Below are 22,891 nucleotides of genomic sequence, written 5' to 3' on the forward strand. Positions count from 1 at the left end.
CCCGGTCCCGGATACCCTGGCGAACGTGCGTCCTCCTCGGGAGCCCGTGAGGGCATCCCCCGGTGGCGCAAAGCCGACAGCCGTCGCACCTAAGGGAGCCCCTTCATGGCCTCTGTGCCGCCGACCCTTTCCGCCGACAGCCGGACCCGTGTGTCCGCGCTCCGAGAGGCCCTCGCCACCCGAGTGGTGGTGGCCGACGGAGCGATGGGCACCATGCTCCAGGCGCAGGACCCCACCCTCGAGGACTTTCAGAACCTCGAGGGCTGCAACGAGGTCCTCAACGCCACTCGCCCAGACATCGTCCGTTCGGTCCACGCGGCGTACTTCGACGCGGGCGTCGACTGTGTCGAGACCAACACCTTCGGAGCGAACCTCACCGCCCTGGGCGAGTACGACATCCCCGAGCGCGTCGCCGAGCTGTCCGAGGCCGGCGCCCGCATCGCCCGCGAGACGGCCGACGAGTACGCGGCCCGCGACGGTCGTCAGCGCTGGGTGCTGGGTTCGATGGGCCCCGGCACCAAGTTGCCCACCCTCGGCCACACCACCTTCACCGCCATCCGCGACGCCTATCAGCGCAACGCCGAGGGCCTGCTCGCCGGCGGTGCCGACGCGTTGCTGGTGGAGACCACCCAGGACCTGCTGCAGACCAAGGCCTCCGTCCTGGCCGCGCGCCGGGCGATGGAGACTGCCGGGTACGAGGTCCCGCTGATCGTGTCGGTGACCGTGGAGACGACGGGCACCATGCTGCTCGGCTCGGAGATCGGAGCCGCGCTGACCGCGCTGGAGCCGCTGGGCATCGACATGATCGGCCTGAACTGCGCGACCGGCCCGGCCGAGATGAGCGAGCACCTGCGCTACCTGGCCCGCCACTCCCGCATCCAGCTGTCCTGCATGCCGAACGCGGGCCTGCCGGTCCTCGGCAAGGACGGCGCCCACTACCCGCTGACGGCGCCGGAGCTCGCCGACGCCCAGGAAACCTTCGTCCGCGAATACGGCCTCTCCCTCATCGGCGGCTGCTGCGGCACCACCCCCGAGCACCTGCGCCAGGTCGTCGAACGCGTCCGCGACCTCAGCCCGGCCGAGCGTCACCCGCAGCCGGAGCCGGGTGCGGCCTCCCTCTATCAGACCGTCCCGTTCCGTCAGGACACCTCGTACCTGGCGATCGGCGAGCGCACCAACGCCAACGGTTCGAAGAAGTTCCGCGAGGCGATGCTGGACGCCCGCTGGGACGACTGCGTGGAGATGGCCCGCGACCAGATCCGCGAGGGCGCCCACATGCTGGACCTCTGTGTGGACTACGTGGGCCGTGACGGGGTCGCCGACATGGAGGAGCTGGCGGGCCGCTTCGCCACTGCCTCCACGCTGCCGATCGTGCTGGACTCCACCGAGGTCGAGGTCATCAGGGCCGGCCTGGAGAAGCTCGGCGGCCGCGCGGTCATCAACTCCGTCAACTACGAGGACGGCGACGGCCCGGAGTCCCGCTTCGCGAAGGTCACCAAGCTGGCGCAGGAGCACGGCGCCGCGCTGATCGCGCTGACGATCGACGAGGAGGGCCAGGCCCGCACCCCGGAGAAGAAGGTCGAGATCGCCGAACGGCTCATCGACGACCTCACCGGCAACTGGGGCATCCACGAGTCGGACATCCTCATCGACACCCTGACCTTCACCATCTGCACCGGTCAGGAGGAGTCCCGCAAGGACGGCATCGCCACCATCGAGGCGATCCGCGAACTCAAGCGCCGCCACCCCGACGTCCAGACCACCCTGGGCCTGTCGAACATCTCCTTCGGCCTCAACCCGGCCGCCCGCATCCTGCTCAACTCCGTCTTCCTGGACGAGTGCGTGAAGGCGGGCCTCGACTCGGCGATCGTGCACGCGTCGAAGATCCTGCCGATCGCCCGGTTCAGCGAGGAGGAGGTGCAGACGGCCCTCGACCTGATCCACGACCGCCGTGCCGAGGGCTACGACCCGCTCCAGAAGCTGATGGCCCTGTTCGAGGGCGCCACGGCGAAGTCGCTGAAGGCAGGCAAGGCCGAGGAGCTGGCAGCCCTCCCGCTGGAGGAGCGCCTCAAGCGCCGCATCATCGACGGCGAGAAGAACGGCCTGGAGGCCGACCTCGATGCGGCTCTCGAGAGCCGTCCGGCTCTGGACATCGTCAACGAGACGCTGCTGGACGGGATGAAGGTCGTCGGTGAGCTGTTCGGCTCGGGTCAGATGCAGCTGCCGTTCGTGCTCCAGTCCGCCGAAGTGATGAAGACGGCGGTGGCGTATCTCGAGCCGCACATGGAGAAGTCGGACGCCGAGGGCAAGGGCACGATCGTGCTGGCCACCGTGCGCGGGGACGTCCACGACATCGGCAAGAACCTGGTCGACATCATCCTGTCGAACAACGGCTACAACGTCGTCAACCTCGGTATCAAGCAGCCGGTCTCGGCGATCCTGGAGGCGGCCGAGGAGCACAAGGCGGACGTCATCGGGATGTCGGGTCTGCTGGTGAAGTCCACGGTGATCATGAAGGAGAACCTGGAGGAGCTCAACCAGCGTGGCCTGGCGGCCGGTTACCCGGTCATCCTCGGCGGTGCGGCCCTGACCCGGGCGTATGTGGAGCAGGACCTGCACGAGATCTACCAGGGCGAGGTCCGCTACGCCCGCGACGCGTTCGAGGGCCTGCGCCTGATGGACGCCCTGATCGGCGTCAAGCGGGGCGTGCCGGGCGCGAAGCTGCCGGAGCTCAAGCAGCGCCGGGTCCGCCCGGCGGCCGCCGTGGAGGTCGAGGAGCGTCCGGAAGAGGGCCACGTCCGTTCCGACGTGGCCACCGACAACCCTGTCCCCACGCCGCCTTTCTGGGACACCCGGGTCATCAAGGGCATCCAGCTCAAGGAGTACGCGAGCTGGCTCGACGAGGGCGCGCTGTTCAAGGGCCAGTGGGGCCTCAAGCAGGCCCGCACCGGTGACGGGCCGACGTACGAGGAGCTCGTCGAGACCGAGGGCAGGCCGCGGCTGCGCGGGCTGCTGGACCGGCTCCAGACCGACAACCTGCTGGAAGCCGCCGTGGTCTACGGCTACTTCCCGTGCGTGTCCAAGGACGACGACCTGATCATCCTGGACGAGCAGGGCAACGAGCGCACCCGCTTCACCTTCCCGCGCCAGCGCCGTGGCCGGCGGCTGTGCCTGGCGGACTTCTTCCGCCCGGAGGAGTCGGGGGAGCAGGACGTGGTCGGCCTCCAGGTCGTCACCGTCGGCTCCAGGATCGGCGAGGAGACCGCGAAGCTGTTCGCGTCGGACTCCTACCGCGACTACCTCGAACTGCACGGTCTGTCCGTCCAGCTGGCCGAGGCGCTCGCCGAGTACTGGCACGCGCGCGTGCGTTCCGAACTGGGCTTCGCCGGCGAGGACCCGGCCGAGATCGAGGACATGTTCGCCCTGAAGTACCGGGGTGCCCGTTTCTCGCTCGGCTACGGCGCCTGTCCGAACCTGGAGGACCGCGCGAAGATCGCCGACCTGCTCCAGCCCGAGCGGATCGGCGTCCACCTGTCGGAGGAGTTCCAGCTCCACCCCGAGCAGTCCACCGACGCCATCGTCATCCACCACCCGGAAGCGAAGTACTTCAACGCACGGTGACGAACACCCGCGGCGCGCCGTGAGACGTATACCGCAGCGCGCGCTGATCGAACAGGTCGTACACTGGTCGGTCCACTCCAGGCCGGTTCCCCGCGTGGGAACCGGCCTGATCGTCCCTTCAAGGAGGTACGTGGATGACCAGCACGGTCCCCGCACTCGGAACCCGAACGGCCGAAGGCTCGGCTCTTCAGGCTGTGCTCCTGGACATGGACGGCACCCTGGTGGACACCGAGGGCTTCTGGTGGGACGTCGAGGTCGAGATCTTCGCCGGCCTCGGCCACGCCCTCGACGACTCCTGGCGCCATGTCGTGGTCGGCGGCCCGATGACCCGCAGTGCGGGGTTCCTGATCGAGGCCACGGGCGCCGACATCACCCTCGCCGAGCTCACGGTCCTGCTGAACACCGGGTTCGAGGACCGCATCGCCCACGCACTGCCGCTGATGCCCGGGGCCGCCCGGCTGCTGGCCGAACTGGCCGAGTACGAGATCCCCACCGCCCTCGTGTCCGCCTCGCACCGGCGCATCATCGACCGCGTCCTCACCTCGCTCGGCCCCCAGCACTTCGCCCTGAGCGTGGCCGGCGACGAGGTGTCGCGCACCAAGCCGTACCCCGACCCGTATCTGCTCGCCGCCGCCGGACTCGGTGTGGATCCCGCCAGATGCGCGGTCGTCGAGGACACCGCGACCGGGGTCGCGGCGGCCGAGGCCGCGGGCTGCCACGTGGTGGCGGTGCCGTCGGTGGCGCCCATCGCCCCGGCCGCCCGGCGCACCGTGGTGACCTCGCTCGAAGAGGTGGACCTGGCATTCCTGCGCGGACTGATGACGGAAATGCGCTAGGCGTTCACCCAGCGTGCAACATCGTTAGGCGGGGAATTCCGGCGAAGTGACTCCGAAGCGACTCCAGGGAATTGGAGTGCCCTGTGTGGCCGAATTCCACTCCGCTCGAACACAGTTGACGGTGTGACGTTCGCCACCTCAAACGGGGTCGACAGACGGGCCGACGCGTGCTGCTCACCCCTTTTCGGGGGATGTCGGCGCGCCTTTGTGTCCTGATTGGTGAAACCCTGCACTAATCCTTCCGCTGTCGGGTTTTCGGTGTGTCCGCACCCGGTTTCGCTGCGTGATGAGGGCTCAACTCCACTGGCTGCGAACCCTCGTGCAGGCGCGGACTAATCTCATCGCGAGAACATCGCCCCACCCCCGTGATCCGCAGCAACACCCCATGCATGCCGGGTACACGGAATCGAACAGCTGGAGAAACTCAAGCATGAACCGCAAGACTTTGGTGCTGCCGGCCGTGATCGGCCTCATGGCGCCCGTGCTTGCCGCCTGTGGCGGGTCCGGCAGCGGGAGCAGCGGCGGCGACGCCATCGTCCTCGGCACCACGGACAAATTCACCGTCACCAAGGACGCACCCGCGCCGTTCGACCCCGCGTACGCCTACGACGTCGGCAGCTGGAACGTCCTGCGCCAGACCGTGCAGACCCTGATGGTGCAGCCGAAGGGCGAGGGCGACCCGGTACCGGAGGCGGCCGAGAGCTGCGGCTTCACCGACAGCGGCAACGAACGTTACGCCTGCAAGCTGCGCAGCGGTCTGAAGTTCTCCAACGGGGACGCCATCACCGCGGCCGACGTGAAGTTCTCCATCGACCGCGCCCGCGCCATCAAGAGCGATTTGGGTGTCTTCGCGCTGCTGTCCACCATCGACACCGTCGAGACGCAGGGCGACCGCGAGGTGATCTTCCACCTGAAGACCGCCGACGCCACCTTCCCCTACAAGCTGTCCACTCCGGTCGCGGGCATCGTGAACTCCGACGACTACCAGAAGGACAAGCTGCGCGACGGCTTCGACGTGGACGGCTCCGGCCCGTACACCTTCCAGGCCGAGACCAAGAACAACGTGATGGTCAAGGGCGTGTTCACCAAGAACCCCAACTACAAGGGGGTGCTGAAGGTGAACAACGACAAGGTCGAGATGGTCTACTACGCGGACGCCACGGCCTTGGGCACCGCCCTCGACAAGGGCGATGTCGACATCGTGACCCGCGGCATGACGCCGGAGCAGATCAAGAAGCTGTCCAACAACACCGGTGGCGACGTCGACATCGTCGAACTGCCCGGCCTCGAGATCCGCTACCTCGGCTTCAACACCGACGCCCCGACGGTGAAGAACAAGGCCGTGCGCGAGGCGATGGCCCAGATCATCAACCGCAGCGAGCTCGTGTCCAAGGTGTACGGCTCCCAGGCCGAGGCGCTGTACTCGCTCGTCCCGGCCGGAGTGACCGGCCACTCCAACTCGTTCTTCAACCGGTACCGCGACCCGAGCGTCACCAAGGCCAAGTCCCTGCTGGCCAAGGCCGGCATCACCACCCCGGTGAAGCTGACCCTGAACTACACGATCGACCACTACGGCACGAGCACCAAGCAGGAGTTCGAGGTGCTGCAGAAGCAGCTCAACGCGAGCGGCCTGTTCGACGTCGACATCAAGGGCACCTTGTGGGAGTCCTTCGTCCCGGCCGAGACCAAGGGCGAGTACGACGTCTTCGGCATGGGCTGGTTCCCCGACTTCCCCGACGCCGACAACTTCCTCGCGCCGTTCCTCGACAAGGACAACTTCCTCAACTCGCCGTACGCCAACAGCCAGATCATCAACGACCTGATCCCGCAGTCCCGCCGCGAGGCCGACCGGCTCACCGCCGCCTCGAGCCTGACCGAGATCCAGGACATCGTGGCCCGGGACGTCCCCGTGATCCCGCTGTGGCAGGGCAAGCAGTACGTCGCCGCCCGCGACGACGTCACGGGCACCGCGTACGCCCTGAACTCCTCCTCCACCCTTCAGCTGTGGGAGCTCGGCCACGGCGTGAGCGACTGACGCCCGACCGGACCAGGGGCCCGGGACGGGCCCCTGGTCGACGAGACCGACGACAAGGCACATGCACGTGAACATGCGCAACCAGTGGCCAGTCCTGCCGATCGTGGCGGGTCTGGCCTCCGGCCTGTTGACCGGCTGCGGAACGGACAGCGGCGATTCGGGGGGCAGCGGTTCCTCCCTGGTGATGGGGATGTCCGACGACGTCCTCGCCACCGACCCCGCCTCCGGCTACGACCCCGGCTCCTGGCTGCTGTTCAACAACGTCTTCCAGTCGCTGCTCAGCTTCCCCAAGGGAGGCACCGAACCCGAGCCGGAGGCCGCCAAGGAGTGCGGCTTCAGCGACACGCAGACCAAGGTCTACAAGTGCACGCTCCAGGACGGCCTCAAGTTCAGCAACGGTGACGCGCTCACCTCCGAGGACGTGAAGTTCTCCTTCGACCGCATGCTGAAGATCAACGACGATGCCGGTCCCGCGATCATGTTCCCGATGCTCGACAAGGTCGAGACACCCGACGAGAAGACCGTCGTCTTCCGCCTGAAGGTCCCGGACGCCACCTTCCCCAGCAAGATCGCCTCCGGTGCCGGCTCCATCGTCGACCACCGGCAGTACGACGCGACCGGCCTGCGCAAGGACGGCGAGGCCGTCGGCTCCGGCCCCTACAAGCTCGACTCGTTCGGCGACGACAAGGCCGTCTTCTCCGTCAACGACAACTACAAGGGCACCGCCGACATACAGAACTCCGGCGTGACCCTCAAGTTCTTCCACGGCGACCAGTCCGCCCTGAAGAAGGACCTCCTCGACGGCAAGGTCGACATCGCCTACCGAGGCCTCACCGCGAGCGACATCGCCGACATCGACCAGAGCAGCGCCGACTCCGGCGCCGAGGTCATCGAAGGCAGCAGCGCCGAGGTCCAGCACCTCGTCTTCAACATGGACGACCCGGTCGCCGGACAGCTCGGTGTCCGCCAGGCCATCGCCTACCTCATCGACCGCGACGCCCTCATCAAGAACGTCTACGAGGGCACGGCGACCGCGCTCTACTCGATCATCCCGGCCGGTATCGCCGGCCACAACACGGCCTTCTTCGACCGTTACGGCGCCCGCCCCTCCCAGGCCAAGGCCGCCGCCGCGCTCAAGGCCGAGGGCATCACCGACAAGGTCAAGCTCACCCTCTGGTCCACCCCGTCCCGCTACGGCCCCGCCACCGACCAGGAACTGAAGGCGATCGCGGGCCAGCTCAACGCCAGCGGCCTGTTCGACGCCGACGTCCAGTCCGTCGACTACGCCCAGTACGAGAAGGACATCGCCGACGGCAAGTACGGCGTCTACGTCAAGGGCTGGGTCCCCGACTACCCGGACGCCGACAACTTCACGGCCCCCTTCTTCGGCGCGGGCAACGTGCTGAGCAACAACTACACCAACAACACGATCACCGGCACGCTCATCCCGCGCACCGCCGCGCAGAGCGACCGCGCCGCGACCGACAACGACTTCGGCAAGCTCCAGGACATCGTCGCAGAGCAGCTCCCCGTCCTCCCGGTCTGGCAGGCCAAGCAGTACGCGGTCGCCCGCGACGGCGTCTACGGCCTCGAGTACTGCCTCGACGCCTCGACCGTGTTCCGGTTCTGGGAACTCAGCAAGGGCTGACGAGACCAGCCGACACACACAAAGGGCGCCTCTTCTCCCGAAGAAGGGGCGCCCTCCGCGTCGTACGGCAGCAGTGGCCCGGCTGCGGGCCACTGCCGGGCCTACTGTGCGCCGGGGCGCACCAGACCGCTCTCGTACGCGTACACCGCGGCCTGCACACGGTCGCGCAGCCCCAGCTTCGTCAGCACATGGCCGACGTGCGTCTTGACGGTGGTCTCGCTGACGAACAGATCCGCCGCGATCTCGGCGTTCGACAGCCCGCGCGCCACCAGCTTCAGCACCTCCACCTCACGGTCCGTCAGCGTGTGCAGCGTGTCCGGCACCGGCTCGTCCCCGGACGGCAGATGGGTGGCGTACTTGTCGAGCAGCCGCCGAGTGATGCTCGGCGCGAGCATCGCCTCGCCGCCCGCCACCACCCGGATCGCCTGCACCAGCTCGTTCGCGGGCGCGTCCTTCAGCAGGAACCCGCTGGCACCCGCGCGCAGTGCCTCCACCACGTACTCGTCGAGGTCGAAGGTGGTCAGCACCAGCACCTTCGCCGGACCGTCCCGCTCCGGCCCGGTGATCTGCCGGGTCGCCTCCACACCGTCCATCCGCGGCATGCGGATGTCCATCAGAACCACATCGGGCTGCAGGGCCCGCACCTGGTCGAGCGCCTGCAGACCGTCTCCGGCCTCGCCGACCACCGCGATGTCCTGCTCCGCCTCCAGGATCATCCGGAAGCCCGTACGCAGCAGCGGCTGGTCGTCGACCAGTAGGACGCGGATGGCCACGTAAGTCTCCTTCGCTAGTCCGGCCCCATTCTGCCCTGCGCGCGTTCACCGGTTCGCCTCCGGGGCGATCCGGCCGGTGGCTCACTCGTCACCGGACGCGGCCGCCCTCACCGGCAGGGGATAGGGCGGGGGAGTCCCGCCGAACTCCGGGCAGTGCGCCTGGTGGTCGCACCAGCCGCACAGCTTCGTCGGCCGTGGCCGCCACTCGCCCGTCTCGGTGGCCAGCCGGATCGCCTCCCACAGGGCGAGCAGCTTGCGCTCGACACGCTCCAGGTCGGCGCGGACCGGGTCGTACGTCATCACGTCACCGCTGCCGAGATAGACGAGCTGGAGCCGCCGCGGGATCACATTCTTCAGCCGCCACACGACGAGCGCGTAGAACTTCATCTGGAACAGCGCACCCTCGGCGTACTCGGGCCGGGGCGCCTTGCCCGTCTTGTAGTCGACGATCCGCACCTCGCCCGTCGGCGCCACGTCCACCCGGTCGATGATCCCGCGCAGCGTCAGCCCCGAGTCCAGCTCGGCCTCGACGAACAGCTCCCGCTCGGCCGGCTCCAGGCGCGTCGGATCCTCCAGCGTGAACCAGCGCTCGACGAGTCGCTCCGCCTCGCCCAGCCAGCGCGCCAGCCGCTCGCCCTCCGGATCGTCGGCGAACAGCTCCACGACCTCCGGCCGGCTCTCCCGAAGCCGATCCCACTGGCCCGGGACGAGGGACTTGGCCCGCGGCGCGGTCCGCTCCACGGCCGGCGCGTCGAAGAGCCGCTCCAGTACCGCGTGCACCAGCGTGCCCCGCGTCGCCGCCTCGCTCGGCTTCTCCGGCAGCCGGTCGATCACCCGGAACCGGTACAGCAGCGGGCACTGCATGAAGTCACTGGCACGCGAGGGAGAGAGGGACGCGGGCGGCCGAGCCCCCGCCACCGGCTCAGTCGCCACCGGCTCAATCGCGACCGTGGCCGACGGGTCCTGCGCTGTCGTACCGCTGCTGTGGGCCTCCGCGACGCCCTCCGCGCTCGTCTCCATGACCACAGACCATACGGCTCACCACTGACAGTGACCCAACCGCGGCCCTGACAAGGGCGACGGCAAGGGAAACACAGGGGGTGCCGGGGCGGAACGCGTCACGGACGCCGCATACCATCGACCCGAGACCTTCCGCCCGGCAGGAGCGGAAGACGCTTCGAGCGAGGGGACATCGTGGACGAGAGCGGCGGGAGCGGGCAGCCGCGGTCGGGCAACGACGAGTCGGCCGAGCGCCACGCCGGGCCTGCGGCCCCGGCCTCCGGCCCCGCACGCCCGGCCCCGACCCCACGCGACGAGACCGCCCACCCGAAGCCCACGCCTCCCGACACCCCCGACGACGAGGCCGCCGAGACGACACCGTCCGCCACCACCGACGGGTCATCACCGGCACCCGGCTCTGCATCCGGGGAACTGCCCGAGGACCGTACAAGCGCGGACGGCCCGCCTGGAGCCCCTGTCGGCGGGGGCAGCTCGTCCGAGGGTTCTGCCGGCGCTGCCAGCTCGTCCGAGGGTTCTGCCGGCGCGGGCAGCACACCCGAAGCTCCTGCCGGCGCGGGCGCCACGCCCGAAGCCCCCGCCGACGCGGAGGTTCCCTCCGTGACCGCGGAGCACACCCACCCGGAAGACCAGCCCGCTGCCCCGGCCGACCGCGCTCACCCGAGCGAGTCCGGCGCCCCCGGCGTACCCGACGACCACGCGCCCGCCCCCGGCCCCGACACCCCCGCCCCCGGCGACCGCACCCTCGCCCACTCGGCCCCCCGCAAGAACCGTCCGCCGCAGCGGGCGCCCGAGCCACGCGGCGGGCTGCTGATGGGGCGGCCCTTCGGGGTGCCCGTGTACGTGGCGCCCAGCTGGTTCCTGGTCGCCGCCCTGATCACCTGGGTGTTCGGCAACCAGCTCGACCGCGTACTGCCCGAACTCGGCGCCGCCCGCTACCTGGTCTCCCTCTTCTTCGCGGTCGCCTTCTACGCCTCCGTACTCGTCCACGAACTGGCCCACACCGTCGCCGCCCTCCGCTTCAAGCTCCCGGTCCGCCGCATCCAGCTCCAGTTCTTCGGCGGCGTCTCCGAGATCGAGAAGGAGGCGGAGACCCCGGGCCGGGAGTTCGTGCTCGCCTTCGTCGGCCCCCTGCTCTCCCTGATCCTCTCCGGCCTCTTCTACCTCGCCCTGCGGCCCGTCGAGCCCGGCACCGTCCCCGGCGTCCTGCTCGCCGGCCTGATGATCTCCAACCTCATCGTGGCCGCCTTCAACCTCCTGCCCGGCCTCCCCCTCGACGGCGGCCGTATGCTCCGCGCCGTCGTCTGGAAGATCACCGGCCGCGCGATGACCGGCACGACCGCCGCCGCCTGGGTCGGCCGCGCCCTCGCCGTCTCCGTCCTGATCGGCCTGCCGCTGCTCACCCAGTCCGGCGCCCTCGGCGCCACCGCCGAGGACAGCGTCGGCATGGACACCGTCTTCGACGCCCTGCTCGCCGCGATCCTCGCCGCCATCATCTGGACCGGCGCCGGCAACAGCCTGCGCATGGCCCGCCTGCGTGAACACCTCCCCGAACTGCGTGCCCGCAACCTCACCCGCCGCGCGGTCCCCGTAGAGACCGACACCCCCCTCTCGGAAGCCCTGCGCCGCGCCAACGCCGCGGGTGCCCGCGCCCTGGTCGTGGTCGACGCCAACGGCGAACCCCTCTCCCTCGTACGCGAGGCCGCCATCGTCGGCGTACCCGAACACCGCCGCCCCTGGGTCGCCGTCAGCGGCCTCGCCCAGGACCTCACCGACGGCATGCGCGTCTCCGCCGAGCTCGCGGGCGAGGACCTCCTCGACGTCCTGCGCGCCACCCCCGCCACCGAGTACCTCGTCGTCGAGGACACCGGCGAGATCTACGGCGTCCTGTCCGCCGCGGACGTGGAACGCGCCTTCGTGAAGGCGATGGCCAGGCCGAGCTGAGATGGTCGGCGAGCCCTCCAGGGACCGGTAGGCTGGTCACATGTCCGAACCGACCGGTGCCGCCCGCAGGCGCGGGCCCTTCAAGGTCGGGGACCAGGTTCAGCTGACCGACCCCAAGGGCCGCCACTACACGTTCACGCTCGAAGCCGGGAAGAACTTCCACACCCACAAGGGTTCCTTCCCGCACGACGAACTGATCGGCGCACCCGAGGGCAGCGTTGTCCGCACCACCGGTAACGTCGCCTACCTCGCGCTGCGCCCCCTGCTCCCCGACTACGTCCTGTCCATGCCCCGCGGGGCAGCAGTCGTCTACCCCAAGGACGCGGGGCAGATCCTCGCCTTCGCCGACATCTTCCCCGGCGCACGCGTCGTGGAGGCGGGCGTGGGCTCCGGCTCGCTCAGCAGCTTCCTGCTGCGCGCCATCGGCGACCAGGGCATGCTGCACTCCTACGAGCGCCGCGAAGACTTCGCCGAGATCGCCCAGCAGAACGTCGAGCGCTACTTCGGCGGCCCGCACCCCGCCTGGCAGCTCACCGTCGGTGACCTCCAGGACAACCTGAGCGACACCGACGTCGACCGCGTCATCCTCGACATGCTCGCCCCCTGGGAGTGCCTCGAGGCCGTATCCAAGGCACTCGTCCCCGGCGGCATCCTCTGCTGCTACGTCGCCACCACCACCCAGCTCGCCCGGACCGTCGAGTCCATCCGCGAGATCGGCTGCTTCAACGAGCCGACCGCCTGGGAGACGATGATCCGCAACTGGCACATCGAGGGCCTGGCCGTCCGCCCGGACCACCGGATGATCGGCCACACCGGCTTCCTGCTCACCGCCCGCCGCCTCGCGGACGGCGTCGAGCCGCCCATGCGCCGCCGCCGCCCCGCCAAGGGCGCCTACGGCGAGGACTACGCCGGCCCCAACGCCGACGGCGGCTCCGGCCGCTGAGCCGGCCCCCGCCGCAGCCAACTCGCCAGGCGGCCCTGTGCCGCATTCAACGACGCAGCGCCGTAGCCGAGTTCCCGTACCCCACACCGGAACTCGGCCACGGCGCCTTTCCGTTGCCGCGTCCGTCACCGCGCCACGGGAACCCCTGACCCCGCCGTTCCCCCGCACTGTGACGTGTGGCACGATGCTGGCCACCCCACCGGCACAGTCCTCGCAGGAGACGCTCCTAGTGCAGCAATCCGCCGTCCCGGAACTGGCACACACCCACACCCGACCGATCCACTGGGTCGCCACCGCAACCGCTGTCGCCGGTGTCGTGGCCCTCACCTCGGTCCTGCAGCCCCACCCGGCGACGGCCGCCCAGACCCCCGGCACCGAGGCCAAGTCCACCTCCGCAACCACCCCGCGGGCGCCGGCGACAACCGGCATCGACTTCCCCCTGGAGTGCGGCCCCGTCAAGGCCGTCGTACAGAAGAAGGCCACCGGAGACCTCGACGGCGACGGCCGGCCCGAAACCGTGGCCGCGGTCCACTGCGACGCCGGCATGGGCACCCCGCCCGACGGCGTCTACGTCCTCACCCAGGCCGCCGACGCCCAGCGGCCCCGCGTGGTCGCCACACTCGTCGACCCCAAGGACCGCTTCACCGTCAGCAGCCTCGCCGTGAGCGACGGAGCCGTGCTCGCCACGCTCCTCGGCTACTCGTCGACCGACGTACCCAGTTGCTGCCCCGACCTGACCGACAGCGCCAAGTGGCAGTGGAAGAACAGCGCGTTCATCCGCTCGACACCCGCCGGAGCACACGGCGTCTGAGCCCGGCAACCCCCGCGTGTGAGAAATCAGACACTCACTACGCCACGCACCCGGACGCTCACTCCGCGTCCGGGCCGTACACCTCGACCCTGTCCGAAACGCGCCGCACATGGATGCAGTCGCCAGGACACTCCCGCGCCGAGTCCACCACGTCCGCCAGCAGCGGCAGCGGCACCGGCGTCGTCGCACCCCGGTCCTGCAACAGCTCGTCCCCGGCGCCCTTCACATAGGCCAGACCATCGATGTCCAGCTCGAACACCTCGGGTGCGTACTGGGCGCAGATGCCGTCGCCGGTACAGAGATCCTGGTCGATCCAGACCTCCAACGCCTCACCGCCGACTGCGGCCTCCTGCTGCACGTCATCTCTCCTGACCGTTTACTGCGCCGAGCCGCGGGAACGATGCTGGCCCTGACGGGTGTTGAACACTTCGACCCTACCCCCGTCCGCTTTCCAATCATGTTCGGTGGGTATTCCCCTGGCGTGAGGGAGAGCGCAAGGGTGAAGATCGGACACACCCCGACAGTCTTTGTGATCTAGGGGTTTCAATCGACACCCACCCAGGTAGGGTCTGGAAGCGTCCAGCTCCCCTTGGAGGAGGTGAGGACCGTGGCAGCCCACGACGACGACATGAACCGCGGCATCCGCCCGGGACGAGGGTCCGACGACCCGGCCGGTCAGATTGCCTACCTTGAGCAGGAGATCGCCGTCCTGCGACGCAAGCTCGCCGACTCTCCGCGACACACGAGGATTCTCGAAGAGCGGATCGTCGAGCTGCAGACCAACCTGGCCGGCGTGTCCGCACAGAACGAGCGACTCGCCAACACACTCCGTGAGGCCCGCGACCAGATCGTGGCCCTCAAGGAAGAGGTCGACCGGCTCGCACAGCCCCCGGCCGGCTTCGGAGTCTTCCTCACGGCGAACGAGGACGGCACGGCCGACATCTTCACCGGCGGCCGCAAGCTCCGGGTGAACGTCAGCCCCAGCGTGGAACTCGACGAGCTCCGACGCGGCCAGGAAGTGATGCTCAACGAAGCGCTCAACGTGGTCGAGGCCATGGAGTACGAGCGGGTCGGGGACATCGTCACCCTCAAGGAGATCCTCGAGGACGGCGAGCGCGCCCTGGTACTCGGGCACACCGACGAGGAACGGGTGGTACGGCTCGCCGAGCCGCTGCTGGACGTCACCATCCGTCCCGGCGACGCCCTCCTGCTCGAACCCCGCTCCGGCTACGTCTACGAGGTCGTCCCCAAGAGCGAGGTCGAGGAACTCGTCCTCGAAGAGGTCCCCGACATCGGCTACGAGCAGATCGGCGGCCTCGGCAACCAGATCGAGGCCATCCGCGACGCGGTCGAGCTCCCGTACCTCTACCCGGACCTGTTCAAGGAGCACGAGCTGCGCCCACCGAAGGGCGTCCTCCTCTACGGACCCCCCGGATGCGGCAAGACGCTCATCGCCAAGGCCGTGGCCAACTCGCTCGCCAAGAAGGTCGCCGAAGTGACCGGAGCGGCCGCCGGCAAGAGCTTCTTCCTCAACATCAAGGGCCCCGAGCTCCTGAACAAGTACGTCGGCGAAACCGAGCGCCAGATCCGCCTCGTCTTCCAGCGAGCCCGGGAGAAGGCCAGCGAGGGCACGCCCGTCATCGTCTTCTTCGACGAGATGGAGTCCCTCTTCCGAACCCGCGGCTCCGGTGTCAGCTCGGACGTGGAGAACACCATCGTCCCGCAGCTGCTCGCCGAGATCGACGGCGTGGAGGGCCTGGAGAACGTGGTCGTGATCGGTGCCTCCAACCGTGAGGACATGATCGACCCGGCCATCCTGCGCCCCGGCCGCCTCGACGTGAAGATCAAGATCGAACGCCCGGACGCCGAAGCGGCCAAGGACATCTTCGGCAAGTACCTCACCGAGCGCCTCCCGCTGCACTCCGACGACCTCGGCGAGCACGGCGGCAGCAAGGCGACCACCGTCCAGAGCATGATCCAGACGGCGGTCGAACACATGTACGCCGAATCCGAGGAAAACCGCTTCCTGGAAGTCACCTACGCAAACGGCGACAAGGAAGTCCTCTACTTCAAGGACTTCAACTCCGGCGCCATGATCGAAAACATCGTCGGCCGCGCCAAGAAAATGGCCATCAAGGACTTCCTCGACCACAACCAGAAGGGCCTCCGCGTCTCCCACCTCCTCCAGGCCTGCGTGGACGAATTCAAGGAGAACGAGGACCTGCCCAACACCACCAACCCGGACGACTGGGCCCGCATCTCCGGAAAGAAGGGCGAACGGATCGTCTACATCCGTACCCTCATCACCGGAAAGCAGGGCGCGGACACCGGACGCTCCATCGACACGGTGGCGAACACCGGACAGTACCTGTAAGAACAGGGCGGCTGCGGGTGCCCTCGGCGGGTACCCGCAGCCAACTGTTTTCCAGGGCCACGGCTGGAGCAAGGCAATGACGCAAATGATCTCCCCACCAGCGCAAAGGCGTTCTAGGCTCTTCCGTACCGCCGAGTCGCGCAGTGCGGGGACGGGCACCGCACACGCACCGGAGCACCACCGGTACTTGAGCGGCGCCCACGACCGAGGGTGCCGCCGGGCAAGGAGGGCCGCATGACCGTACGGCGAGTAATGGGCATCGAGACGGAGTACGGCATCTCCGTCCCCGGCCACCCCAACGCCAATGCCATGCTCACCTCGTCCCAGATCGTCAACGCCTACGCGGCGGCGATGCACCGGGCCCGCCGGGCCCGCTGGGACTTCGAGGAGGAGAACCCGCTGCGGGACGCCCGGGGATTCGACCTCGCCCGCGAGGCCGCCGACTCCAGCCAGCTCACCGACGAGGACATCGGCCTCGCCAACGTGATCCTCACCAACGGCGCCCGCCTCTACGTCGACCACGCACACCCCGAATACAGCGCCCCGGAGGTCACCAACCCCCGCGACGCCGTCCTCTGGGACAAGGCCGGCGAACGGATCATGGCCGAGGCCGCCGAACGAGCCGCCCAGCTCCCCGGCGCCCAGCCGATCCACCTCTACAAGAACAACACCGACAACAAGGGCGCCTCCTACGGCACGCACGAGAACTACCTGATGAAGCGGGAAACCCCCTTCTCGGACATCGTGCGCCACCTGACCCCCTTCTTCGTCTCCCGCCAGGTCTTCGCCGGAGCCGGCCGCGTCGGCATCGGCCAGGACGGCCACGAACACGGCTTCCAGCTCAGCCAGCGGGCGGACTACTTCGAGGTCGAGGTCGGCCTCGAGACGACCCTCAAGCGCCCGATCATCAACACCCGCGACGAACCCCACGCGGACGCGGAGAAATACCGCCGCCTGCACGTGATCATCGGCGACGCGAACCTCTCCGAGATCTCCACCTACCTGAAGCTGGGCACGACCGCCCTGGTCCTCTCCATGATCGAGGACGGCTTCATCGCCGTCGACCTCGCCGTCGACCAGCCCGTACGCACCCTCCACCAGGTCTCCCACGACCCGACCCTCAAGCGCCTGGTCACCCTCCGCAGCGGCCGGACACTCACCGCGGTCCAGCTCCAGATGGAGTACTACGAGCTCTCGCGCAAGTACGTCGAGGAGCGCTACGGCGCCGACGCCGACGAACAGACCAAGGACGTCCTGACCCGCTGGGAAGACACCCTGAACCGCCTCGAGCGCGACCCCATGAGCCTGGCCGGCGAGCTGGACTGGGTCGCCAAGCGCGAGCTCATGGAGGGCTACCGCCGCCGCGACGACCTCGACTGGGACGCCGCCCGGCTCCACCTGGTCGACCTCCAGTACGCGGACGTACGGGCCGAGAAGGGCCTCTACAACCGCCTGGCGGCCCGCGGCCGGATGAAGCGGCTCCTGGACGAGGCGGAGGTCGAGCGGGCCAGGACCACGCCCCCGGAGGACACCCGCGCCTACTTCCGCGGCCGCTGCCTCGAGCAGTACGCGGACGACGTAGCCGCCGCCTCCTGGGACTCCGTGATCTTCGACCTGCCTGGCCGGGACTCCCTCCAGCGCGTTCCAACCCTGGAACCGCTACGCGGAACGCGAAATCACGTCAAGGAACTCCTGGACCGTTGTCGCACCGCCGAAGACCTGGTCAGGGTCCTTTCCGGCGGCTGAGCAGGTACCAGGGCGGGCCCTTGCGCGCGGGTGGAAACCCCTGCGTAAGGGAATCATTGAGGTGGCCCCCGCACGTTGCAGCAACTGCGGGGCCGATGTCGGACCCGGCTTGTAGGGTCTGATCATCACCGATCGGCAGGAATGCCGACCTGTCGACCATGTCGGGCGAACTGAGCGGGGTGAGGGTTATGGCGACCAAGGACACCGGCGGCGGCCAGCAGAAGGCGACGCGCTCCACGGAGGAGGTCGAGGAGCAGGCGGCAGACGCGCAGGCTTCGGAGGACCTCAAGGAGCGTCAGGAGAAGCTGAGCGACGACGTGGACTCGGTTCTTGACGAAATTGACGATGTCCTCGAGGAGAATGCAGAGGACTTCGTTCGAAGTTTCGTTCAGAAGGGCGGCCAGTAGCCTTTGAATCGAAGGCGTCGGGGGGGCTTGGGCTTGTCAAGCGAAGATGACGTGAAGCGTTGCTCGCGGTGTCAGGAGTTCAGGCCGCGGGCAGCCTTCGCCAGTAACAAAGCGGCCCGAGATGGGTTGCAGGCCTACTGTCGGGAGTGCTGGGCGTCCTATCACCAAGCTCGGCAGTTGGCGAAGGGAAAGAACGTGCGGCCCCGCGTAGAGACGCCTAAGGGGCACAAGTTCTGCCGTAGCTGCGGTGAGGTCAAGCCGCACAGTGATTGGCATCGCAACGCTACGGCCACTGACGGCCTGTCGACGAGTTGCAAGGCATGTCGTGCGGTCAAGGGGCGTGCGGGCCATCTGAAGCGCCAGTACGGCATCACCGAAGCCGAACGAGACGGGTTGATCGCCTCCCAAGGAGGCGTCTGCTGCATATGTTTGTCTGCTCCGGCGGCACATGTGGATCACTGCCACAACACGGGTAGGGTCCGAGGCGTACTGTGCTTCAGCTGCAACGCCGCACTGGGGCAGCTCAAGGATCGGCCCGATGCCATAAGGCGGGCTGCTGCATACGTGGAAGGAAACGCGTGGAAGCCAACACTCGTAGCACCGGGCGTCTACCAGCTGCCTTCCTGACGCCTGGGTCGTCGTCCTTCATGGACTTCCTGTCCGAGCACCAGCCGGAGATGCTCCCTGGTAAGCGGCAGCTGCCGCCCACCCAGGGCGTGATCGAGGCGCCGCACGGGACGACGATCGTGGCCGTCACGTTCCCCGGTGGTGTCGTGCTCGCCGGTGACCGCCGCGCCACCATGGGCAACGTCATCGCCCAGCGCGACATCGAGAAGGTCTTCCCGGCGGACGAGTACTCGGCCGTCGGTATCGCCGGCACGGCCGGCCTGGCCGTCGAGATGGTCAAGCTCTTCCAGCTCGAGCTGGAGCACTTCGAGAAGGTCGAGGGTGCGCAGCTGTCCCTGGAGGGCAAGGCGAACCGGCTGTCGACCATGATCCGGTCGAATCTCGGCATGGCCATGCAGGGCTTGGCCGTGGTCCCGCTGTTCGCCGGGTTCGACGTGGACCGGGCCAAGGGCCGGATCTTCTCCTACGACGTGACCGGCGGCCGGTCCGAGGAGCACAACTTCGCCGCCACGGGTTCGGGCTCGATCTTCGCGCGCGGTGCGATGAAGAAGCTGTTCCGTGACGACCTGACCGAGGAGCAGGCCACGACGCTCGTGGTGCAGGCCCTGTACGACGCGGCGGACGACGACTCGGCGACCGGTGGTCCCGATGTCGCGCGCCGGATCTACCCGATCGTCACCGTGATCACCGAGGACGGCTTCCGCCGGCTGACCGACGGGGAGTCCTCCGAGATCGCCCGCGCGATCCTGGAGCGCCGTCTCGAGCAGCCCGACGGCCCGCGTGCCGCGCTGCTGTAGTCGGCGGCCCGGTTCTTTGCAAGGTGATCCTGTGACTTCGACAGAAAGGGACGGATAACCGGTGTCGACGCCGTTCTATGTCTCACCCCAGCAGGCCATGGCCGACCGGGCGGAGTACGCCCGCAAGGGCATCGCCCGTGGCCGCAGCCTGGTCGTGCTGCAGTATGCCGACGGCATCGTGTTCGTCGGCGAGAACCCGTCCCGTGCGCTGCACAAGTTCAGCGAGATCTACGACCGGATCGGTTTCGCGGCCGCCGGTAAGTACAACGAGTACGAGAACCTGCGGATCGGTGGCGTGCGCTATGCCGATCTGCGGGGTTACACCTATGACCGTGACGACGTGACCGCCCGTGGGCTGGCGAACGTCTATGCCCAGACGCTGGGCACGATCTTCTCCAGTGCGGCCGAGAAGCCGTACGAGGTGGAGTTGGTCGTGGCCGAGGTAGGGGAGACGCCGGAGGGTGACCAGATCTACCGGTTGCCGCACGACGGGTCGATCGTGGATGAGCACGGTTCGGTCGCGGTCGGTGGCAATGCGGAGCAGATCAGCACTTATCTGGACCAGCGTCACGAGGACGGTATGACGCTGGCCGCGGCGTTGAAGCTGGCGGTGCAGGCCCTGTCCCGGGATACGAACGGCACGCAGCGGGAGATTCCGGCCGAGCGCCTGGAGGTCGCGGTGCTGGACCGTACGCGTCCGCAGGCGCGGAAGTTCAAGCGGATCGTGGGTCCTCAGCTGTCGCGGTTGCTGGAGGCGGGTGGCGCGTCGACGGAGGCGGAGAGTTCCGACGAGGGTTCCGGCGACGTGTCCAAGGAGAAGTAGATCTTCCCTGATTGTTGATTCGCCCTGCTTGTGTGCCCCCGGCCGGTGACGGCGGTCGGGGGCACATCGTGTTCAGGAGGCGCTCGGGGGTGCCGTGGAGCCCCGTACGACCAGTTCTACGGGGATGTCCCCGGCGTCGGGTGTACGGCCCTCCAGTACGGCAAGGAGGGCTTGCATGCCCCGTTCGCCGAAGAGTTCGGCGTCCAGGCGGACGGTGGTGAGTTCGGGGTCGAGGGCGGTGGCGAGGGCGAGGTCGTCGAGTCCGGTGACGGAGATGTCGTCGGGGACGCGTAGGCCCAGGCGGCGGATCGCCTTGTAGGCGCCGGCGGCCAGTTTGTCGTCGTCGCAGACGAGCGCGGTGGGGCGGGGTCCGGGGGTGTGCAGGGCGGCGGTCGCGGCCGTCAGGGCGCCTTCGATGGAGATCGGTGCGTGTGTCGTCCGGAGGGATGTTCCGGGTACCGCGCCGATTCGCGTGGCCAGTTCTCGTGCGCGTACGTCGAAGGTCCATGAGGGGACGTCCGCCGCGAGGTGGAGGAAGCGTCGGTGGCCGAGGCCGAGCAGGTGGTCGGCGACCTGTCGTGCGCCGTCGGCGATGTCCAGGTTGACGGTTGCCGCGCCCAGGCTGCCGTCGGGGTCGCTGTCGAGCATGACGAGGGGTAGTTGGTCGCCGCCGCGGAGGGCGGTGAGGGCGTCGGCGGCCATGGAGGAGGCGATGACGCCGTCGAGGGCTGCCTGGGCGGAGGCGAAGGGGTCGCGGGCGGGGCCGATGCCTTCGGGGGAGGGGTAGAGGACCACGCCGAAGCCGTGGTCGGCGGCGACGCGGGCGGCTCCGGTGTAGACGCCCGCGAAGAACTCCGTGGTGAGTGCGGGGACGACGAGCAGGACGGTGCGGGTGCGGCCGAGGCGGAGGTTGCGGGCGGCGAGGTTGGGCCGGTAGCCGAGGTCGCGTGCGGCTTCTCGTACGCGCTGCGCGGTGGTCTCGGAGACGCGGCCGCGCCATTTTTCGCCCAGTACCAGGGAGACCGCGGCCTGGGAGACGCCCGCGGCCTGGGCGACGTCGCGGCTCGTCGGGCGTGTGCTACCTCGTGCCACCGCTGGCGTGCTCCTTCGTCTGGACTGGTGAACAGCGCACATGGTACGTATGGATGAGGACGTTATACGTAACACTGACAACACCATGGGGCGGTACGGAGCCTCGGGCGAGGCGACGGAGGCAGGACATGGCGGCGGGATATCTGGAGATCCTCAGGGCGAGGCATGCCGTCCGGCTGCTGACGGGCACGCTCGTGGGCCGGCTGCCGAACGCCACCGCCGCCATCGCGATCGTGCTGTTCGTGCGGGCGGAGGGCGGTACGTACAGCCTGGCGGGGGCGCTGGCGGCGGTGTACGGGGTCGCCAACGCCGTGGGGCAGCCGGTGCTCGGGCGGCTGGTGGACCTGTACGGGCAGCCGCGCGTCCAGCTGCCCGCCGCGCTCGCCTCCGGGCTGGCGATGGCCGCGTTCGCCTTCACGGGCACCGACCCGCTTGCGCTCGCGTACGTGGCGGTGGCGGCGGCCGGGCTCTTCACGCCGCCCCTGGAGGGCGGTCTGCGGGCGCTGTGGCCGAGTGTCCTGCGCAGGGGGGACCAGGTGCACACGGCGTACGCCATGGACGCCATCGCCCAGGAAGTCATGTTCACCGTGGGCCCGTTGCTGGTGACGCTGTGCGTGTCGCTGTGGTCGGCGCGGGCGGCCCTGCTGGTCCTGAACGTGGTCGGGGTGCTGGGTGCGCTCTCCGTGGTCGTTTCGCCGCCCTCGCGCGCGTGGCGTTCGGCGCCGCGCGAGGCCCACTGGCTCGGTGCGCTCAGGTCGCGCGGTCTGCTGGCGCTTCTTGCCGCGTTCCTGTTCGTGGGGATCGCGCTGGGTTCCATCACGGTCGCCTCGGTGCCGTACGCGGACGACCATGGTGGTGACGAGGTGTACGGGTGGCTGATGGCGGCCATCGGGCTCGGCGCGCTGGTCGGCGGCGCGGTGTACGGAGCGCGGCAGTGGGCGGGGGTGCCGGAGCGGCGACTGCGGGTCCTGGTGGCGTTCCTGGCGGTGTGTTATCTGCCGCTCATGCTGATGCCGGGCGCGGTGGCGATGGTGGCGCTGACGGCGCTCGCCGGGGTGTTCCTGGCGCCCGCCATCGCCTGTGCGTTCGTCATCGTGGACCGGCACGCGCCGAGGGGAACGGTCACCGAGGCGTTCTCCTGGCTTGTGACGACGTTCACCGTGGGCGCGTCCGTCGGAACGGGCCTGGCGGGACCGGTCGTCCAGGCGGGCGGGGCCCTGTGGGGGTTCGCCGTTCCGGGGGTCGCGGGAGCCGTGTCCCTGTTGGTTCTGCTGGCCACGGGACGGGTCCTCGCAGCTCCCGCCGGGGGAGCGGTGGTTGCGGCTTCATTGGAAAATGATCCAAATCGTGCTGCCGAACCCCGTTTCAGCTCAGGGGATCGGGCGTAATGTTCAGTC

General features: G+C 68.9%; 18 protein-coding genes. 14 read left to right on the forward strand and 4 right to left on the reverse strand.

All coding sequences use genetic code 11. The features are described 5' to 3' along the window. Positions 1 to 105: 105 nt before the first annotated feature. The 4 genes from metH (at position 106) to ACFY16_RS21790 (ending at position 8,140) form a co-directional block, all read left to right on the forward strand. Positions 106 to 3,621: a methionine synthase gene (metH, locus tag ACFY16_RS21775; protein WP_390648795.1), complete on the forward strand. Its 3,516-nt coding sequence runs from the start codon at positions 106 to 108 to the stop codon at positions 3,619 to 3,621. Positions 3,622 to 3,755: 134 nt separating this feature from the next. Further along, entirely contained in the window at positions 3,756 to 4,457 is a 702-nt protein-coding gene (locus tag ACFY16_RS21780; RefSeq protein ID WP_390648796.1) for an HAD family hydrolase, read from the forward strand. A gap of 430 nt (positions 4,458 to 4,887) precedes the next feature. Further along, on the forward strand, positions 4,888 to 6,492 hold the full coding sequence (locus tag ACFY16_RS21785; RefSeq protein ID WP_390648797.1) for an ABC transporter substrate-binding protein: 1,605 nt from the start codon (positions 4,888 to 4,890) through the stop codon (positions 6,490 to 6,492). 67 nt (positions 6,493 to 6,559) lie between these two features. Beyond that, positions 6,560 to 8,140: an ABC transporter substrate-binding protein gene (locus ACFY16_RS21790; RefSeq protein ID WP_390648957.1), complete on the forward strand. Its 1,581-nt coding sequence runs from the start codon at positions 6,560 to 6,562 to the stop codon at positions 8,138 to 8,140. Between the two features lie 101 nt (positions 8,141 to 8,241). Here ACFY16_RS21790 and ACFY16_RS21795 read toward each other — a convergent pair whose 3' ends face one another. Continuing rightward, positions 8,242 to 8,913 carry a response regulator transcription factor gene (locus tag ACFY16_RS21795; RefSeq protein WP_053673884.1) on the reverse strand — a complete coding sequence of 224 codons (672 nt, stop codon included), beginning with the start codon at positions 8,911 to 8,913 and terminating at the stop codon, positions 8,242 to 8,244. An 81-nt stretch (positions 8,914 to 8,994) separates the two neighbouring features. Next, positions 8,995 to 9,933, reverse strand: a complete 939-nt coding sequence (locus ACFY16_RS21800; RefSeq protein ID WP_390648798.1) for a RecB family exonuclease — start codon at positions 9,931 to 9,933, stop codon at positions 8,995 to 8,997. A gap of 174 nt (positions 9,934 to 10,107) precedes the next feature. Here ACFY16_RS21800 and ACFY16_RS21805 point away from each other — a divergent pair, with 174 nt between their 5' ends. The 3 genes from ACFY16_RS21805 to ACFY16_RS21815 all read left to right on the forward strand — a co-directional run bounded on the left by ACFY16_RS21805 (position 10,108) and on the right by ACFY16_RS21815 (position 13,628). Beyond that, positions 10,108 to 11,874, forward strand: coding sequence for a site-2 protease family protein (locus ACFY16_RS21805; protein WP_390648799.1), 1,767 nt, complete (start codon positions 10,108 to 10,110; stop codon positions 11,872 to 11,874). Positions 11,875 to 11,914: 40 nt separating this feature from the next. Next, positions 11,915 to 12,817 carry a tRNA (adenine-N1)-methyltransferase gene (locus tag ACFY16_RS21810; RefSeq protein WP_067031713.1) on the forward strand — a complete coding sequence of 301 codons (903 nt, stop codon included), beginning with the start codon at positions 11,915 to 11,917 and terminating at the stop codon, positions 12,815 to 12,817. A 229-nt stretch (positions 12,818 to 13,046) separates the two neighbouring features. Further along, a complete protein-coding gene (locus tag ACFY16_RS21815; protein ID WP_390648800.1) occupies positions 13,047 to 13,628 on the forward strand; it encodes a hypothetical protein in 582 nt (193 codons plus the stop codon). 58 nt (positions 13,629 to 13,686) lie between these two features. Here ACFY16_RS21815 and ACFY16_RS21820 read toward each other — a convergent pair whose 3' ends face one another. Then, the gene (locus ACFY16_RS21820) at positions 13,687 to 13,986 is read right to left on the reverse strand and encodes a ferredoxin (RefSeq protein ID WP_390648801.1); all 300 of its coding nucleotides are present in this window, start codon (positions 13,984 to 13,986) and stop codon (positions 13,687 to 13,689) included. Positions 13,987 to 14,235: 249 nt separating this feature from the next. Here ACFY16_RS21820 and arc point away from each other — a divergent pair, with 249 nt between their 5' ends. From arc to prcA, 6 genes are all read left to right on the forward strand, one after another. After that, on the forward strand, positions 14,236 to 16,002 hold the full coding sequence (gene arc / locus ACFY16_RS21825; RefSeq protein ID WP_390648802.1) for a proteasome ATPase: 1,767 nt from the start codon (positions 14,236 to 14,238) through the stop codon (positions 16,000 to 16,002). A gap of 234 nt (positions 16,003 to 16,236) precedes the next feature. After that, on the forward strand, positions 16,237 to 17,748 hold the full coding sequence (gene dop, locus ACFY16_RS21830; protein ID WP_390648803.1) for a depupylase/deamidase Dop: 1,512 nt from the start codon (positions 16,237 to 16,239) through the stop codon (positions 17,746 to 17,748). Between the two features lie 188 nt (positions 17,749 to 17,936). Continuing rightward, positions 17,937 to 18,155 carry a ubiquitin-like protein Pup gene (locus ACFY16_RS21835; protein WP_390648804.1) on the forward strand — a complete coding sequence of 73 codons (219 nt, stop codon included), beginning with the start codon at positions 17,937 to 17,939 and terminating at the stop codon, positions 18,153 to 18,155. A 51-nt stretch (positions 18,156 to 18,206) separates the two neighbouring features. Next, positions 18,207 to 18,782: an endonuclease VII domain-containing protein gene (locus ACFY16_RS21840; protein ID WP_390648958.1), complete on the forward strand. Its 576-nt coding sequence runs from the start codon at positions 18,207 to 18,209 to the stop codon at positions 18,780 to 18,782. Continuing rightward, positions 18,734 to 19,579, forward strand: a complete 846-nt coding sequence (prcB, locus tag ACFY16_RS21845; RefSeq protein WP_390648805.1) for a proteasome subunit beta — start codon at positions 18,734 to 18,736, stop codon at positions 19,577 to 19,579. The genes ACFY16_RS21840 and prcB overlap by 49 nt, the downstream gene beginning before the upstream one ends. Before the next feature lie 61 nt (positions 19,580 to 19,640). Further along, a complete protein-coding gene (prcA, locus tag ACFY16_RS21850) occupies positions 19,641 to 20,402 on the forward strand; it encodes a proteasome subunit alpha (protein ID WP_390648806.1) in 762 nt (253 codons plus the stop codon). Positions 20,403 to 20,474: 72 nt separating this feature from the next. Here prcA and ACFY16_RS21855 read toward each other — a convergent pair whose 3' ends face one another. Next, on the reverse strand, positions 20,475 to 21,494 hold the full coding sequence (locus ACFY16_RS21855) for a LacI family DNA-binding transcriptional regulator (protein ID WP_390648807.1): 1,020 nt from the start codon (positions 21,492 to 21,494) through the stop codon (positions 20,475 to 20,477). Positions 21,495 to 21,622: 128 nt separating this feature from the next. Between ACFY16_RS21855 and ACFY16_RS21860 the strand changes: the two genes are divergently transcribed. Next, complete coding sequence (locus ACFY16_RS21860) at positions 21,623 to 22,882, forward strand: MFS transporter (RefSeq protein WP_390648808.1); 1,260 nt, start codon at positions 21,623 to 21,625, stop codon at positions 22,880 to 22,882. Positions 22,883 to 22,891 lie beyond the last annotated feature (9 nt).

Source organism: Streptomyces sp. NPDC001315, from assembly GCF_042896175.1.
Taxonomy (GTDB): domain Bacteria; phylum Actinomycetota; class Actinomycetes; order Streptomycetales; family Streptomycetaceae; genus Streptomyces.

Bases quoted from the DNA above. Each gene is read 5' to 3' on its own strand.
- metH (WP_390648795.1), top strand. From the start codon at position 106: ATGGCCTCTGTGCCGCCGACCCTTTCCGCCGACAGCCGGACCCGTGTG.
- ACFY16_RS21780 (WP_390648796.1), top strand. From the start codon at position 3,756: ATGACCAGCACGGTCCCCGCACTCGGAACCCGAACGGCCGAAGGCTCG.
- ACFY16_RS21785 (WP_390648797.1), top strand. From the start codon at position 4,888: ATGAACCGCAAGACTTTGGTGCTGCCGGCCGTGATCGGCCTCATGGCG.
- ACFY16_RS21800 (WP_390648798.1), bottom strand. From the start codon at position 9,933: ATGGAGACGAGCGCGGAGGGCGTCGCGGAGGCCCACAGCAGCGGTACG.
- ACFY16_RS21810 (WP_067031713.1), top strand. From the start codon at position 11,915: ATGTCCGAACCGACCGGTGCCGCCCGCAGGCGCGGGCCCTTCAAGGTC.
- dop (WP_390648803.1), top strand. From the start codon at position 16,237: ATGACCGTACGGCGAGTAATGGGCATCGAGACGGAGTACGGCATCTCC.
- ACFY16_RS21835 (WP_390648804.1), top strand. From the start codon at position 17,937: ATGGCGACCAAGGACACCGGCGGCGGCCAGCAGAAGGCGACGCGCTCC.
- ACFY16_RS21860 (WP_390648808.1), top strand. From the start codon at position 21,623: ATGGCGGCGGGATATCTGGAGATCCTCAGGGCGAGGCATGCCGTCCGG.